Source organism: Paenibacillus sp. OT2-17 (genome assembly GCF_009827695.1).
In the GTDB taxonomy this organism is placed as follows: domain Bacteria; phylum Bacillota; class Bacilli; order Paenibacillales; family Paenibacillaceae; genus Paenibacillus; species Paenibacillus polymyxa_B.
In genome coordinates this window covers 1-14,333 of the sequence record NZ_WUDQ01000075.1, presented here as the reverse complement: position 1 = coordinate 14,333, position 14,333 = coordinate 1, and the positions used below count along the sequence as shown (strand labels likewise).

The following is a 14,333-nucleotide window of genomic DNA, read 5'->3' as shown; positions in this document are numbered from 1 at the left end:
TGCCTCCGTAGGAGTTTCGAATAGGTGGGCCTCCACCTTCGCGATCCAGCTCGTCGATATGAGTCGCCACATTATAGTAGCTTTCCGCCCGGAAAAAGAAGCCATCCCTCGGCTTTTCTATCCCTCTCACCAGCCGGATATGCTCATGCAGTGAGGAATGCGTGGCTTGTGTAGAAAAATTAAAATTTTTAGTACCGCCCTCTGGATTAAATCCCCACGCGACCGCGATTGCCTCCATAAGCGTCGATTTACCTACACCGTTTTCTCCAATAATATAGGTAACGGAAGGATGGAATTTAAGTTCATTCCACTGGTGTAAGGCTTTTAAGTTAAACGGATATTGGCTCTTGTCAGCATCTGGAGGCCATATCAGCTCCAGGCGACGTATAAAAAGATTACGATCCCATATACTCATGTCCAGTTCAGCTCCATTGCCAAGCAATTCACTAGGTTTTCCATCATTATATTGGAATTATTTACAGCAATCAAACTGAAACCCCATTTCGTAACCCTTCTGTTGTTATTCAAACGATTATTACAGGTATAATATATAGTAATGTTCATCGGGCATGAAATCTAAGCACTTCATTCCGTGTACATCTCATTCTTTTCCAAGCAGGTGAATCTATGAAATCTAATCACAAACCGATTCAATCCTTTAAAATCGTACAGTTCGTGATGACCGTCTACAGGCAACGATTGACACGTATTCTGCTACCACTGGCTGTACTGGCTTTTATTATATGGGAGGCCGGACGAGAACTAAAAGACTTTAATCTGGCGCGTATGCTTCATGAGCTGCGGCGAATGGATGCCACCTTTCTGATCGAGATTGGCTTGTTCTCACTAGCTGCCGTGGCGGCTATGAGCGCATACGATTACGTAATCAGGCATCATTTCAAGCTTCAGGTCAAGCCTGGAACGACATTTCGCTATGCCTGGATCTCCAATACCTTCAATAATGTCTTTGGTTTTGCAGGCTTTACAGGAGCGGGACTTCGCACAGTGCTGTATAAAAAAAGCGGGGTGCCGTTGGGTGTCATCACCTCTGCGGTCGTATTTCTTTCGCCAGTCGTCATTACCGGACTATCTTTGCTGGCTTGGGGAGCCATTGTCCATCTGTATCCGGTACAGCCTGTACTGGATGCTCATCCGTGGCTTCAATGGGCGCTGTGGGGAATGGCATTGTACCTGCCGCTATTTCTGATCATGCAGCGCTCCAAACGGTACTCCACATGGTTCAACAAGGGAGAAGGACAGCTTTCCTGGTCCACCATCTCCGCTTCCATCAGTGCTTCCCTGCTGGAATGGCTGCTGGCTGGCCTTACCTTTGCATGGATCGGCTCGCACTTGCTCCATGAATTGCCGATGCATGCTGTGTTCGGTATTTATGTAATAGCCGCGATTGCCGGGTTGATCAGTCTTGCACCCGGAGGGGTCGGGGCATTCGACATCATTGCCCTGCTCGGGCTGCAAATGGCGGGAGCCAACTCAGATCGGGCACTGGCTGTGCTGCTGGTCTTTCGTGTCTTTTATTACATCATCCCGTGGCTCATCGGCTTGGTATTAGCCGCGCTGGAAATGATTCCGCGTAACGAGCGCCTGAATCAGCTAGCTGAGACGGGCTGGGACTACTCCCTTAATGCGTGGCAGAAGGTATGGGGTTGGCCTGGTCAATTCCGATTTTTGGCAGATCTAGGAGTATGGGCGCTTGGTAAGCTGGTACTCATCTCCGGCGTGGTGCTTCTTTTGTCGGCAGCTACGCCAGGTCTATTATATCGGCTCCGTTTTGCTGAGCATTTGCTCAGCCTGCCCGTCATGCGCTTGTCGCATGAAATCTCAGTCATCATCGGGATTATGCTTGTCGTCCTGTCCCACGGAATCTCTCTACGTATTCGCAGAGCATTACGACTGACATTGATATTGCTGCTGGCCGGCGCCATTTTCACCTTCATTAAAGGTCTGGATTTTGAAGAAGCCTTATTCCTACTGTTCGTGGCGTTAATGCTATGGATCTCGCGCTCGCGGTTTTATCGGGTCAGTGCACCACTGAATCGGCACAATATTTTAATATGGGGCGGATTATCTCTACTTGTAACCGGGGCTTATTTTATCATTGGGGCAGGCTCCAATACTCCGTTTATGCGCCATTTGCACGCCAAGGTTCATCTGGACTTTTTTATGAACCGCAGCGATTACGGAGTTACTGCCGTGTTTAGTCTGATTTTGGCATGGGTATTCCTGACGGTGTACTTCTTTCTTCGGCCTCAGCGTGGTATCAGCAATCTACCCGACGCGCAGGAGCTGGATAAGCTAAAAGAATTTTTGGAACGACAGGGTGGTAATCTCGTTTCCCACATGCTTTTTCTGGGCGATAAATATCTGTATTGGACCAAAAATGAACAGGTCGTCATTCCCTATGCTCGCAGTCGGGACAAACTGATTGTATTAGGTGACCCACTCGGTCCAAAAGAACGCGTGAGTGAAGCGATTCAGGAATTTCAGCGGTTCGCAGATCGGTATGCATTAACGGCTGTATTTTATCAGGCATCACCGGAGTATTTGTCCATCTATCACGAGAACGGCTATCGCTTTTTCAAACTGGGCGAGGAAGCACTGGTGCCGCTGGAATCCTTTACACTGACGGGCAAAAGCAATCAAGCGCTACGTAGCGCCAAAAACCGCTTTGACCGCGATGGCTACTCATTCGAAATCATCCAACCGCCTCTAGAGGCGTCACTGATTGAGGAGATGCGTCATGTTTCGAATATTTGGCTGGACGGGCGCAAGGAGAAGGGATATTCACTCGGCTGGTTCAAAGAGCCCTATCTTCAGTTGGCACCGATTGCATTGCTAAAGGACTCTGAAAGAAAAGTTATCGCTTTCGCTACGATGGCCCCTGCCTATGATCATGGACGGACGGTCTCCATTGACCTAATGCGCCACTTGCCTGACACGCCAAATGGCACGATGGATTATTTATTCACACGGGTCATTGAGTGGGCCAAGGAGAGTGGATATGCGACATTTAATCTGGGAATGGCACCGCTGTCCCAGGTAGGGCAAAGCGAAAAGGCATTGCGCGAGGAAAAGCTGGCTCGACTTGTTTTTCAATACGGGGGACATTTTTACGGCTTTCAGGGGCTTCGGCGCTTTAAGGATAAGTTCAAGCCGCAATGGGAGCCGCGTTATCTGGCCTATCCGGCTTCTGTCTTTCTACCGATCCTGACGCTGGAGCTGGTATATCTCGTGTCCAAACGCTCGGACTAAACAAAGGGCTAACCAAAAGGCTTTTGACACCTAACACGACGTAAAAAAGGGTGTTCCCCAACCACGAACGGTTGCAGGAACACCCTTTTACATTCACAAATCTTCTTAGAAGCTACCTTTTACAACAACTTCAGACAGTGGGAAACGTCCTGATGGACGTGCTGGTACTTGTGCCTTACCTACGCTAATAAGCAGGGTTGGCAGGTAACGTGCCGGAATATTGAATTGCTCGATCAATTGTGCTGGAATGAAACCGCCCATTGCGCAAGTGTCGTAGCCCAGAGATTTAGCAGCCAGCATAATGTTTTGTGCTGCAAAAGCAGAGTTCAGGATGGCGGCATCGCGAGCTACTTGCGGGTTTTGGTACGCGCCGTTGATTTGACCTACCAATGCGTCACGGATTTCCGCTGGCAGTGCGCCTGCTTCTACCGCTTGATCATAAATGACGGTGTTGCGGTTCGCTTCCAAATCACCCAATACGGCAATCGTAACGGAACTTTCCACTACTTGACCCTGATTGTAGGCGATAGGTAGCAATTTTTGCTTGTCCGCTTCGCTTTCGATGACAAGGAATTTCCAATGTTGAAGGTTCCAAGCGGAAGGAGCTTCTATCGCGGCAGTCAAAATAGCCTCCAAATCTTCCTCTGGCAATTTAAAATCCTTAACATAGCTCTTTACCGCGTGTCTTTCACTAATAGTAGATAGGGTTTCATTTTTTGGACTGCTCGACATTCTAGGCACTCTCCTAATTTCTTAATATATATCTAACTTGAATCCTCATTAACTTCCCAAACTACTGCAATTATAAAAATGATAGTGAATGATGTCAATATGTTTAAGTATGACCCTGCACTCAAAATACAGTACAATACGGATAAAGACATACATATCGGCATATGCCTGCCGATGGGACAAGACACGGGTGAGTTCATTTTGTTCTCATTTGAATTAAAAAAGGAGCGTTACTATGATTGGATCGTTTAAAAAAACGGATATTGCTTTGTTTGCCGCCTGGGTTGTAGCTTGTGTGGCCACATTGGGCAGTCTGTATCTCAGCGAGATTTTGGGGTATGAGCCTTGTAAGCTGTGCTGGTTTCAGCGCATTCTGATGTATCCCCTGACCCTTCTGCTCGGAATTGCATATTTTCGAGGAGATTCGGGGATACGTCGTTACGTCATGCCGTTGGCTATCATTGGAGGCGCGATTGCGGCCTATCATTTTATCATTCAGCGCATCCATGCAGCCGCCAAAGCAGCTGCGCAAACTTCAACTTCCTGCGGCAGAGTATCCTGTGAACAGGATTACCTGAACTGGTTCGATTTTATCACCATTCCTTTTCTCGCACTGATCGCCTTTATCCTTATTATTGCAGCCATGGGTTATATCATGCGTCAGGAGAAAAAATCAGCTCAAGGAGAGGTACAAGCAAAGGAACTCGCATAAGTATGAAAGAGACCTAATTATAGGACCCGTTACCACCAAGAGGCGTATAATCCGCTTGCCCAAGGAAAGACTGTAACTAAATATATCCATTGCATGTGTGCTATAATGTAAAAGGTTTGCAGTCTGTCCAATAACGCTTATATTCCTTATAGAGGGGGCCAGTCCATGTTTCATATTAGCACCCCATTGCTGCAATATGGCGCAACCTTCGGTATGATCTTAATCGCTATATCGGCTATTTTCATCCGTATGAAGACAGGTCATCGCCCGATTAATGCCAAAAAAATCATCATCCCACCGCTCGGCATGAGCACCGGTTTTATGATGTTTGTGGTGCCGGAAGTACGGGTTCCCTGGCTTTGGGCGCTAGGCGCTTTTCTGGTCGGCTGGTTTATTTTTTCTTACCCGTTGATCCGCAGCACCAAATTTGAATTGCAAGAAGGGCTGGTTTTCGTGCAACGCTCACGTACCTTCTTTTTTATCCTGATCAGCCTGCTGATCATCCGATTGCTGTTGCATGAATTTATTCAGCATTACATTACCATTCCGCAGACAGCAGGGCTATTTTTCATCCTAGCCTTCGGGACCTTGTTACACTGGCGGCTTCGTATGTATTTCCAATATCGTCAGTTCGTTCCGAACGAGGCGGAAGTTCGCATCTGACAAACAGGTTTTTAACATGCATGCTCGCATGTTGCTGTATAGACCAAAAAGACACGTTCTCCTAACAGGAGCCGTGTCTTTTTGGTCTTTTTGGTCTATCAGGTCTACATTATGCATTCCGGAAAAAGGAGCTACTCGATTGCGTCCCTCTGTCTTCGCAGTGTACAGCATTCGATCTGCCTGAACATGCCTGGGACTGGAACGGACATGCAGCGGATGCTTATAGAAAAAGAGACCGTCCTCTGGACAGCCCCTTTTTCTGTAACATGTCTAGCTCATTCAACCCGTTAGTCTGTATGCTACCGATGGATGCCTGCTTTATTGCTGGGTCAAAATAATCGGACCATCTGCTGTAATGGCCAGCGTATGCTCGTATTGCGCAGACAAGCCGCCGTCCAACGTGCGTGCGGTCCAGCCGTCGGCATCAATTTTACTGCGGTATGTGCCTGTGTTGAGCATCGGCTCAATAGTAATGACCATGCCCTCTTTTAAGCGTGGTCCACGGTGCGGCGGTCCGTAATGTGGAACCTGCGGTTGCTCATGCATCTCTTCCCCGATGCCGTGCCCAATAAATTCGCGTACGACCGAGAAGCCTTCCGCTTCCGCATAGGTTTGTATCGCATGGGAAATATCTCCGATCCGGTTACCGATAACAGCTTGCTCAATCCCTTTATACAGTGATTCCTTGGTAACGTCCAGCAGCTTTTGCGCCTGCTCAGACACATTACCTACCGCATACGACCAAGCGGAATCTGCCAGCCAGCCATTCAGATTCACAACCATGTCGATCGTCACGATGTCCCCGTCCTTCAACGGTGTCTTATTCGGAAAGCCGTGGCAAATCACATCGTTAGGTGAGCCACATGTTGCAAACTGGTAGCCGTTATAGCCCTTTTGCTCCGGTGTTGCGCCATGTTTCTTCATAAAGGATTCTGCGAAAGCGTCGATTTCCAGTGTCGTAATGCCTGGCTTGATCATTTTGGCAATCTCCCGGTGGCAAGCAGCCAAAATGTCTCCAGCTTTTTTCATATTTTCAATTTGTTCTTTGGTTTTAATGATAATCATTAAACGGTCTCCTTCTTTTCCGTGTTCGTTCCACTTTTCACTGCTTCTTTTTTCTGCTTCTATTGTAACGCTAAAAGCAGCGAAATGGAACCGATGTCAACTGACACCGTTTACAAGGATCTTAAACGGGGTATATAATACTCCATAACTTGTATACCAGTATGCAAAATTATTTCCAAGATAGGAGTATCCTATGAAATATCCAACAACCTGGTTACAGGGCGCATCGCTTGGGGAAAGGATTGCTTGTGAACTTCGGCTTCAGATTATACGGGGTATTCAGACGCCAGGTACTGTGCTATCTGAGAATCAGATTGCTGCCGATTTTGGTACCAGTCGTTCTCCGGTGCGTGAAGCCTTGAAGGCACTCTCGGGCGAAGGACTGATCCGTTTGGAACGCATGGGGGCGGTTGTCGTCGGCATGACACCCGGTGATATGGAGGAGCTATTCGATGTGCGAATGCTGATTGAGCATTTTGTTGTACAAAGGTATGTACATAGTGATAATGCCACATTGGTGACTGTTTTGAATCAGATGATTGACAAAATGGAAGTCGCTCTCAAGTACAGGGATGTCGTTGAATTTTCTCTTCAGGATTTTAATTTTCATGAGGCTCTGGTTCTGGAAGCAGGCCATACCCGTATTCTTCATACCTGGAACGGTATGAGACAGTTAATCCTGACGGTCATGTTAGCTGCGACAGAACAACGATTTGCGTCCAACATCGAAGAATCACAAGTCACGATTCACAAACATCGAACCTTTGCAAACGCTTTAAGTCAAGGGAATGCTCAGGAGTTATCGGGATTTATTGAGGATCATTACCGAGATACCCGCAACGCGGTTAACGATAGCGTTCTGTCTCCCTACAGAAAGACATCGTCCTAGCCGCAACATGCGTGACAAAGAGTCGATGTACCGCGCTTCATGCGTTTCTTGCTGGCGCGGTTCTCTTTTACATTAAAGTTGTCGACAAGTATACATTTAGCTACATTATATGAATAAGGAGGCATACCTTCATGAACACATTACTCGGCTTGAGTCATAACGCGTCCCTGCTCATATGGGCGCTAGTTACCGTCATTCTTTTGATTTTGCTGATTGCCAAATTCAAATGGAATCCCTTCGTTTCACTGCTGCTTTCGTCGGTATTTCTCGGACTGGTTAACGGGATGCCGGGACATGAAGTTACTGCCTCCATCACCAAGGGGCTCGGCAGTACGCTCGGCTCCATCGCCATCGTGATCGGTTTAGGCACCATGCTCGGTAAAATGATGGCAGAATCCGGCGGTGCCGAACGCATCGCGACCACACTGATGGATCGTTTTGGTGAAAAACGCGTTCATTGGGCGATGATGATTGTAGGCTTTATCGTGGGTATTCCAGTATTTTTTGAGGTTGGTATTATTTTATTAATTCCCATCCTGTTCACGGTTGCCCGTAAAATGAATATGTCTCTGCTGAAAATCGGTATTCCAATGCTGGCAGGACTATCGACGGTACACGGCCTTTTACCGCCCCACCCGGCTCCGATGATCGCGATTGAAGCCTTTAACGCCAATATTGGACGCACGATAGGATATGCACTCATCGTGGGCATTCCATCCGCCATTATTGCAGGCCCGGTCTTCGGCGCTTGGATTGGCAAAAGAATCATGGTCAGACCTTCCGAGAGGCTGGACGAGCAGTTCAGAAATACGACGGGACGGTCGTTGCCTCCTTTTTGGATTACTCTGTTCACTATTTTGTTGCCTGTTATTCTAATGCTTAGCGGATCAGTCGCTGAAATCGTAGACCCGGCCAATACACATCCGCTCACTGTATTTTTCAAATTCATTGGTGATGAGGTTATGGCATTGCTGATTGCGGCCGTGTTCTCTTTTTTCTCGCTAGGCTATGCACGTGGTCTAAAGAAAGAGGACTTGTCCCGTTTTACCAGTGAATGTCTGGCACCAACAGCCTCTATTATCTTAATTATCGGGAGCGGCGGTGCATTTAAAACGGTATTGATCGACAGCGGTGTAGGTCAGGCCATTGCAGCGGTCGCTACAGGAGCCCATATGAATGTGATTGTATTTGCTTTTCTGGTCGCTGCGCTCATTCGTGTAGCCACTGGATCAGCGACAGTCGCGATGACGACAGGCTCCGGTATTGTCGCACCTGTGCTGGCACTTACTCCCGGCGCGAATGTCGAACTGGTCGTCCTTGCTACAGGAGCAGGGTCGCTGATCTTGTCTCATGTGAATGACGCCGGTTTTTGGATGATTAAAGAGTTTTTCAATATGACGGTTCCGCAGACTCTAAAATCATGGACCGTTATGGAAACCATCCTCTCCCTGGTCGCTTTCGGTTTGATTATGCTGCTGAGTGTGTTAATTTAACGATAATGAGCTAATAACGGTAAGTGAAGGGGAGATTGAATATGACAGACACCCGATATATGATCGGCGTCGATATCGGCACAACCAGTACCAAAGCGGTGCTTTTCGAAGAAAACGGCAATATTGCCGCCCAGCACCATGTGGGCTATCCGCTCCATACACCTGAGCCGGATGCGGCAGAACAGGACCCGGAAGATATTTTCAAAGCTGTCGTAACGACGGTGCAAGAGGTCATGAAACAAAGCGGAGTGTCAGCCGAGCATGTGCTGTTCGTCTCCTTTAGTTCGGCCATGCACAGTGTACTGGCGGTGGATAAGAACGGCAAACCGCTGACCGCCTCCATCACTTGGGCAGATAACCGTAGCGCCAAATGGGCCGAAGCGCTCAAACATGAATACAACGGACACGACATTTACTTACGTACCGGAACGCCCATCCATCCCATGTCACCGCTAACGAAACTGATGTGGATTACACGGGATTTACCGGATGTTGCGGCCCAGACGTATAAATTCATTTCCATTAAGGAGTACGTTTTTGCCCGGTTATTCCACCAATATGTCGTGGACCACTCGATTGCCTCTGCAACCGGACTTATGAATTTGCAGCAGCTGGACTGGGACGAGGAAGCACTGCACATTGCAGGTGTGACGAAGGAACAGCTATCCGAGCTGGTGCCGACAACTCATGTGCTCAAAGGGCTGGATGAGACCTATGCGCATGACATGGGTCTACTGAAGACGACTCCTTTTGTGATCGGGGCCAGCGACGGTGTCTTGTCCAACCTCGGTGTGAATGCGATCAAACCTGGAGTTGTCGCGGTTACCATCGGCACCAGCGGAGCCATCCGTACCGTAGTTGATAAGCCGCTCACGGATGCCAAAGGGCGCTTTTTCTGTTACGCCTTAACCGAAAAGCTGTGGGTCATCGGCGGCCCGGTGAACAATGGAGGTATAGTCTTCCGCTGGATCCGGGATGAATTTGCAGCCTCCGAGGTGGAAACGGCCAAACGACTGGGACTTGATCCATATCATGTGCTGACCCAAATTGCGGAACAGGTACGTCCTGGCTCCGACGGTCTGCTCTTTCTTCCATACTTATCCGGTGAACGTGCGCCCCTGTGGGACCCAAATGCTCGCGGCTCCTTCTTCGGTCTGTCCCTGCGTCACAAAAAAGAGCATATGATTCGCGCCGCTCTGGAGGGTGTGCTGTTCAATTTGTATACCGTCATGCTCGCCATGGAAGAAGTCATCGACAGACCGTCAGTCATTCACGCCACTGGTGGATTTGCACGCTCGGAGCTATGGAGACAGCTCATGGCGGATATTTTCGATCAGGAAGTCATTATCCCCGAAAGTCTGGAAAGCTCATGTCTGGGCGCAGCTATTCTGGGCTTGTACGCGCTGGGACGGATTGATTCGCTGGATGCTGTGTCCGGTATGATCGGTACCACTCACCAGCACAAACCTGTAGCAGAACACGTGGAGATTTATCGCGATTTACTACCGATTTATATCCGCATTTCACGTAAATTCGAAGAAGAGTTCAAGGATATTGCGGAATTTCAGGCCAAGTCCCTACAATCTTAAATTAGTGGAACCTGTTCTAACGCTGCTGCGTATTACCTTTTTATAAAAACCTGTCTATGTCAGTTGGGCAGGGTAAGAAGGAGGATTAGACGATGCTTAAACAATTACTGCACCGCCTGCTACATTCCACCTCTCATTCTCATAAGCGGCGATACAGCAGCTCAGACCGTTATTACGAACGTGAACGTAAACACCATTCTTCTTCAGACGGTTACAAGAATAGCCACAATGGGCACCGATATTACAAAGATAAACGCCGTCATTACTCCAGTTCTTAGCCAAACAACAAGAAGTAGCGACGGAATAGAGCGTACCACAAGAAGCATGCCACAGGCTCCTTCAAACCCTATAAAGCGAAGACCCTTCTCATCTCAAGGGCCTTCGCTTTATTGTTGTGCGCCCTTCGTTATGCAGGGCAACATCTGTGCATTTTACAGGAAATCGGTTATGACCGAAATTACAGAAACAGGGTTTTAGAGATGATCACCAGCAAAATAAACAGAACAAGAATCGCTCCTACAGAGGTCCATGCTCCTACGCCGCAACCCATACCGCCTACTCCACACATATGACTCATTTACAACACTCCCTTCGCTCATTTACAGAATCATTGTATGTAGACCTGGTCAAATGCGTAAGGGGGGCATTCCCCCATTTTTGCGGCGAATGCCTGTTTATTTTTAGGGACTATCTATGGGTTAATCTCAAGCAGCAACAATGCTTCCTCCAGCTCTTGCATAAACTGTCGGCTATTCTCATAACGTGGCCGAATCTGCAAAAGACGCTCCAGCATATGACGCACAGGTGAACTCAGTTTCAATTCTTCCTGCCAGCTTGCTGGCGGTTGATCCGGCTGAGGCTCGTAACTGCTATACAGCATAAAAAGCATTAAATGTCCGACATCGTACAAATCGCTGTAGACGGCGACATCCTGTCGCTCGGGTGCGCGCTTTTCCAGCGTGGATTCGGTAAATACATCCTCCTGTCGCTCTCCCACCGCCAGAGCAAGACCAAAGTCGATCAGGTAAGGCTTCCCCTCGCGGTGAATCACATTGGGAATGCGGATATCCCGATGGATATAGCCCCGTTCATGCACATACAGAACTCGCTCCATTAACTCCAAAATGTAGACAACGCATTCCTGTTCTGTAAAGGAACGCTCCTGTTCAAATATAAGCTCCTCTAGCGTCATGCCAGAGATGTATTCCATGACCACAACTATTCCGTTCGAATGCTCGACACTTTCGAGTAGCTTCGGAATATTGGGGTGTTCCATCTGCCGCATAATATGAGCCTCTCGCTGCAATAGCTGAACTGCCTTCGTCCGTTTGCTCGGTCTGGGCAATTTCACCGTCACCTCTTGTCCGCTGTGCCGATCCAAACAGAGATAGGTCAGACCATAGCTCCCCATGCCTAAAAGCGAACAAACATCATAACGTCCGCTCAGCAAGTCACCAGGCTGTTTCGGATAATCCATCCATGATTCAAATGCGTTCCGCAACCAAGCAAACATACTTATATCCTTTCCTCTACATGCCGCAGCAACGTTTCTTATGCGGCTTGTTCGTATTCTTGTATTCCGTTATTATACCATCCACGATAAAAGACCATCAGAACCGGGAAGGTCTGATGGTCTTTATCAGAAAAGATGCTGGTTATGCCTCTCTGCGTCTGCGCGGTGTCAGACCAAGCCAGGACAACAACGAACTGCGCGATTTTCGTTGCCTACCCTGGTAGGTACGCAAATTCGTAATTAACTGCCGGTCCCGTTCTTCGTCGATCCTTTCTTTCATCCAGCGTTTTTGATCCTCCAGTTGGTTAGACAGATTGATATTCTTTTCCACCAAACGGCTGTGTTCTGCTTCCAGTTCCTCCAAACGGCTCCGCATTTCCAACAAAGCGTTTTGCACCATGTCCTGCATCTGCGCCAGTTCCTGTGGCTCTACGGACTCCTGCGTTTGTACGGATACAGGTGCTTGTTCCAATCTATACTCAATGGTAGATGCCAAAGTCTGGAACTCCTCCTGCGACTGTAGCTGCAACATGGGTTCCTCTGACAGTTCCTGAGCATTCATTTCATCCTGTAACTCTGTCAGTTCAACCGTAGCAGCAGCTTGCGCCTGCATGACCGTCTCTTCCCTGCCCTCAGCCGCCGCCATTATTTCTTCCCAAGTTGCGGTCAGTGACTCAGCATCCGAGATGGGTGGCAAGCGGAATTCCTCATCCTCCATTTGAAAGGGAGCGGTCACTCTCTCAAGCACCACCTGAACCGCCTGCTCCATCGTCATATGCTGCTCACGCAATGCCCTTCGCATCACCTTCAAGCACTCAACATCCTCAGCACTGAACATTCTCGATTGATTCGCGGAACGCTGAAACACATACCCTTGCTCCTCCAGCGCCGCTGCATATTTACGAAGGGTACTCGCCCCGATTCCCAACTGCTTTGCTGCTTCCGTCGTCGATTTGCTTTCTTCCATTTAATCATTACCTCCCCGGATGGTATGGAAAGAAATTAGCTTGTATATGTAGAATTCGCGAAAACCATTGGAAACCCTTTGGCAAAAATGTTCTAATATTGCAGACTGCTAAGAACCTTTGTCATAACGGAATATTTGTAAATATACAAGAAACGACATTGCAGAGCATACTTCCGTTCAAGTATGTCCTTGAAACTCTTTAAAGTACGTCACATAAATGTCACACTTTCATGATTTCTATGGCACTATTCCTTCCATCAACATGGTCCATGTTATAATTTATACAGCGGTCACCTTAAATATAAATTGAAACGTCCTCTCCTACCTTCCAGTAAAAGTATTGATAATTTACGTTCATTCTACAATTAATCCTAGAAAGACACCTCTATTTACAGTTCATTTTTAATTTTCCAGAATGGAGACAAAAAAATGGATATTTTCAAAAGATCAGCAATATGTTATGTTATGTAACGTAAAATGGATTTCAGGCATAATTTGTAGCATATTAACGTTCGCTGGAACGAGGAGGCAACATAGATGAAGGGGAAGGCAAGGAAAGTAGCTATTGTCGGCGCGGGAATGGTCGGTTCGAGCTGTGCCTACTCAATGGTTAATCAGTCCATTTGTGATGAGATCATGATGATTGACCGCACGTATGATCGGGCTTTGGCCCATGCACTGGATCTGTCCCATTGTATGGATTTTACGTCCACACGTACCAAGGTACGTGCAGGCACGTATGCAGACTGCACGGATATGGACGTTGTGATTATAACGGCTGGAGCCAACCCTAAACCGGGTCAAGACCGCCTATCTGTGCTGGATGACGCAGTGCTTATTACCAGAGAGATTGTAACCGCGATTATGGAGGGTGGCTTCGACGGTATATTCGTCATTGCCGCTAATCCTGTCGACATTGTAACGTATATGGTACAAAGTATATCCGGTCTGCCGCGCAACAAGGTGATCGGCACGGGCACCTCCATTGACTCATCCCGACTCAAGACGTTGCTTTCTGAGGTGTTTTCCATAGATCCGCGCAGCGTACAAGGATATGCGCTTGGCGAGCATGGCGAATCCCAATTCGTTGCCTGGTCACACGTCACGATTGGCGGCAAGCCGCTTTTACACATTTTGCGTCAGCATAAGGAACGATTCAGCCACGTCGATCTGGACGACATTGCCCGTAAAACTCGGGATGCAGGCTGGGAGATCTTCACCCGCAAAGGCGCCACTTATTTTGGTATTGCCAATGCGCTGGCGTACATTACTCGTTCCATTTTAAATGATGATGGTAAAATTATAGCGAGCTCTGCTGTATTGGACGGCGAGTACGGACACACCGATGTCTGCACGGGCGTTCCGGCGATTATCGGCAGCAGAGGAATTCAAGAGGTCATCGAGCTGGAGCTAAGTCCGGAGGAATAAGCCAAGTTCGAC

Annotated in this window: 15 protein-coding genes; 9 read left to right on the top strand and 6 right to left on the bottom strand. The window is 48.0% G+C overall.

The annotated features are described in order from the left end of the window. Positions 1–415, bottom strand: a 415-nt coding sequence (locus GRP75_RS11950) for an AAA family ATPase (protein ID WP_160789407.1), incomplete at its 3' end; no start/stop codon positions are given. Between the two features lie 212 nt (positions 416–627). Between GRP75_RS11950 and mprF the strand changes: the two genes are divergently transcribed. After that, on the top strand, positions 628–3,270 hold the full coding sequence (gene mprF, locus GRP75_RS11945) for a bifunctional lysylphosphatidylglycerol flippase/synthetase MprF (RefSeq protein ID WP_160789406.1): 2,643 nt from the start codon (positions 628–630) through the stop codon (positions 3,268–3,270). 105 nt (positions 3,271–3,375) lie between these two features. On the opposite strand, the gene GRP75_RS11940 is transcribed toward mprF, so the two are convergent. Then, positions 3,376–4,002 (bottom strand): nitroreductase family protein, encoded by a 627-nt coding sequence (locus GRP75_RS11940; RefSeq protein ID WP_023986738.1) that lies wholly within the window; start codon positions 4,000–4,002, stop codon positions 3,376–3,378. Positions 4,003–4,101: 99 nt separating this feature from the next. Here GRP75_RS11940 and GRP75_RS29690 point away from each other — a divergent pair, with 99 nt between their 5' ends. The 3 genes from GRP75_RS29690 (at position 4,102) to GRP75_RS11930 (ending at position 5,377) form a co-directional block, all read left to right on the top strand. Next, positions 4,102–4,254: a hypothetical protein gene (locus tag GRP75_RS29690; RefSeq protein ID WP_237448996.1), complete on the top strand. Its 153-nt coding sequence runs from the start codon at positions 4,102–4,104 to the stop codon at positions 4,252–4,254. Continuing rightward, positions 4,238–4,714, top strand: coding sequence for a disulfide oxidoreductase (locus GRP75_RS11935; protein ID WP_023986736.1), 477 nt, complete (start codon positions 4,238–4,240; stop codon positions 4,712–4,714). Before GRP75_RS29690 ends, GRP75_RS11935 begins: the two co-directional genes overlap by 17 nt. A gap of 165 nt (positions 4,715–4,879) precedes the next feature. Continuing rightward, the gene (locus tag GRP75_RS11930) at positions 4,880–5,377 is read left to right on the top strand and encodes a CcdC family protein (RefSeq protein WP_023986735.1); all 498 of its coding nucleotides are present in this window, start codon (positions 4,880–4,882) and stop codon (positions 5,375–5,377) included. 318 nt (positions 5,378–5,695) lie between these two features. On the opposite strand, the gene map is transcribed toward GRP75_RS11930, so the two are convergent. Further along, positions 5,696–6,442, bottom strand: coding sequence for a type I methionyl aminopeptidase (gene map, locus GRP75_RS11925; RefSeq protein WP_023986734.1), 747 nt, complete (start codon positions 6,440–6,442; stop codon positions 5,696–5,698). A 193-nt stretch (positions 6,443–6,635) separates the two neighbouring features. Here map and GRP75_RS11920 point away from each other — a divergent pair, with 193 nt between their 5' ends. From GRP75_RS11920 to GRP75_RS11905, 4 genes are all read left to right on the top strand, one after another. Further along, positions 6,636–7,331 carry a GntR family transcriptional regulator gene (locus GRP75_RS11920; RefSeq protein WP_069290934.1) on the top strand — a complete coding sequence of 232 codons (696 nt, stop codon included), beginning with the start codon at positions 6,636–6,638 and terminating at the stop codon, positions 7,329–7,331. A 131-nt stretch (positions 7,332–7,462) separates the two neighbouring features. Further along, positions 7,463–8,824 carry a GntP family permease gene (locus tag GRP75_RS11915; protein WP_025722432.1) on the top strand — a complete coding sequence of 454 codons (1,362 nt, stop codon included), beginning with the start codon at positions 7,463–7,465 and terminating at the stop codon, positions 8,822–8,824. 41 nt (positions 8,825–8,865) lie between these two features. Beyond that, on the top strand, positions 8,866–10,413 hold the full coding sequence (gntK, locus tag GRP75_RS11910; RefSeq protein WP_160789405.1) for a gluconokinase: 1,548 nt from the start codon (positions 8,866–8,868) through the stop codon (positions 10,411–10,413). A 92-nt stretch (positions 10,414–10,505) separates the two neighbouring features. After that, complete coding sequence (locus GRP75_RS11905; protein WP_071559410.1) at positions 10,506–10,691, top strand: hypothetical protein; 186 nt, start codon at positions 10,506–10,508, stop codon at positions 10,689–10,691. Positions 10,692–10,870: 179 nt separating this feature from the next. Here GRP75_RS11905 and GRP75_RS29685 read toward each other — a convergent pair whose 3' ends face one another. From GRP75_RS29685 to GRP75_RS11895, 3 genes are all read right to left on the bottom strand, one after another. After that, a complete protein-coding gene (locus GRP75_RS29685; RefSeq protein ID WP_013369112.1) occupies positions 10,871–10,990 on the bottom strand; it encodes a hypothetical protein in 120 nt (39 codons plus the stop codon). A gap of 114 nt (positions 10,991–11,104) precedes the next feature. Then, on the bottom strand, positions 11,105–11,926 hold the full coding sequence (locus tag GRP75_RS11900; protein ID WP_160789404.1) for a serine/threonine protein kinase: 822 nt from the start codon (positions 11,924–11,926) through the stop codon (positions 11,105–11,107). A gap of 142 nt (positions 11,927–12,068) precedes the next feature. Further along, positions 12,069–12,893 carry a MerR family transcriptional regulator gene (locus GRP75_RS11895; protein WP_160789403.1) on the bottom strand — a complete coding sequence of 275 codons (825 nt, stop codon included), beginning with the start codon at positions 12,891–12,893 and terminating at the stop codon, positions 12,069–12,071. A gap of 537 nt (positions 12,894–13,430) precedes the next feature. Between GRP75_RS11895 and GRP75_RS11890 the strand changes: the two genes are divergently transcribed. Further along, positions 13,431–14,321 (top strand): L-lactate dehydrogenase, encoded by an 891-nt coding sequence (locus tag GRP75_RS11890; protein ID WP_160789402.1) that lies wholly within the window; start codon positions 13,431–13,433, stop codon positions 14,319–14,321. Positions 14,322–14,333 lie beyond the last annotated feature (12 nt).

Excerpts from the sequence above, each read along its gene's own strand:
- mprF (WP_160789406.1), top strand. The coding sequence starts at position 628 with ATGAAATCTAATCACAAACCGATTCAATCCTTTAAAATCGTACAGTTC.
- GRP75_RS11940 (WP_023986738.1), bottom strand. The coding sequence starts at position 4,002 with ATGTCGAGCAGTCCAAAAAATGAAACCCTATCTACTATTAGTGAAAGA.
- GRP75_RS29690 (WP_237448996.1), top strand. The coding sequence starts at position 4,102 with ATGTTTAAGTATGACCCTGCACTCAAAATACAGTACAATACGGATAAA.
- GRP75_RS11935 (WP_023986736.1), top strand. The coding sequence starts at position 4,238 with ATGATTGGATCGTTTAAAAAAACGGATATTGCTTTGTTTGCCGCCTGG.
- GRP75_RS11930 (WP_023986735.1), top strand. The coding sequence starts at position 4,880 with ATGTTTCATATTAGCACCCCATTGCTGCAATATGGCGCAACCTTCGGT.
- map (WP_023986734.1), bottom strand. The coding sequence starts at position 6,442 with ATGATTATCATTAAAACCAAAGAACAAATTGAAAATATGAAAAAAGCT.
- GRP75_RS11920 (WP_069290934.1), top strand. The coding sequence starts at position 6,636 with ATGAAATATCCAACAACCTGGTTACAGGGCGCATCGCTTGGGGAAAGG.
- GRP75_RS11915 (WP_025722432.1), top strand. The coding sequence starts at position 7,463 with ATGAACACATTACTCGGCTTGAGTCATAACGCGTCCCTGCTCATATGG.
- gntK (WP_160789405.1), top strand. The coding sequence starts at position 8,866 with ATGACAGACACCCGATATATGATCGGCGTCGATATCGGCACAACCAGT.
- GRP75_RS11905 (WP_071559410.1), top strand. The coding sequence starts at position 10,506 with ATGCTTAAACAATTACTGCACCGCCTGCTACATTCCACCTCTCATTCT.
- GRP75_RS29685 (WP_013369112.1), bottom strand. The coding sequence starts at position 10,990 with ATGAGTCATATGTGTGGAGTAGGCGGTATGGGTTGCGGCGTAGGAGCA.
- GRP75_RS11900 (WP_160789404.1), bottom strand. The coding sequence starts at position 11,926 with ATGTTTGCTTGGTTGCGGAACGCATTTGAATCATGGATGGATTATCCG.
- GRP75_RS11895 (WP_160789403.1), bottom strand. The coding sequence starts at position 12,893 with ATGGAAGAAAGCAAATCGACGACGGAAGCAGCAAAGCAGTTGGGAATC.
- GRP75_RS11890 (WP_160789402.1), top strand. The coding sequence starts at position 13,431 with ATGAAGGGGAAGGCAAGGAAAGTAGCTATTGTCGGCGCGGGAATGGTC.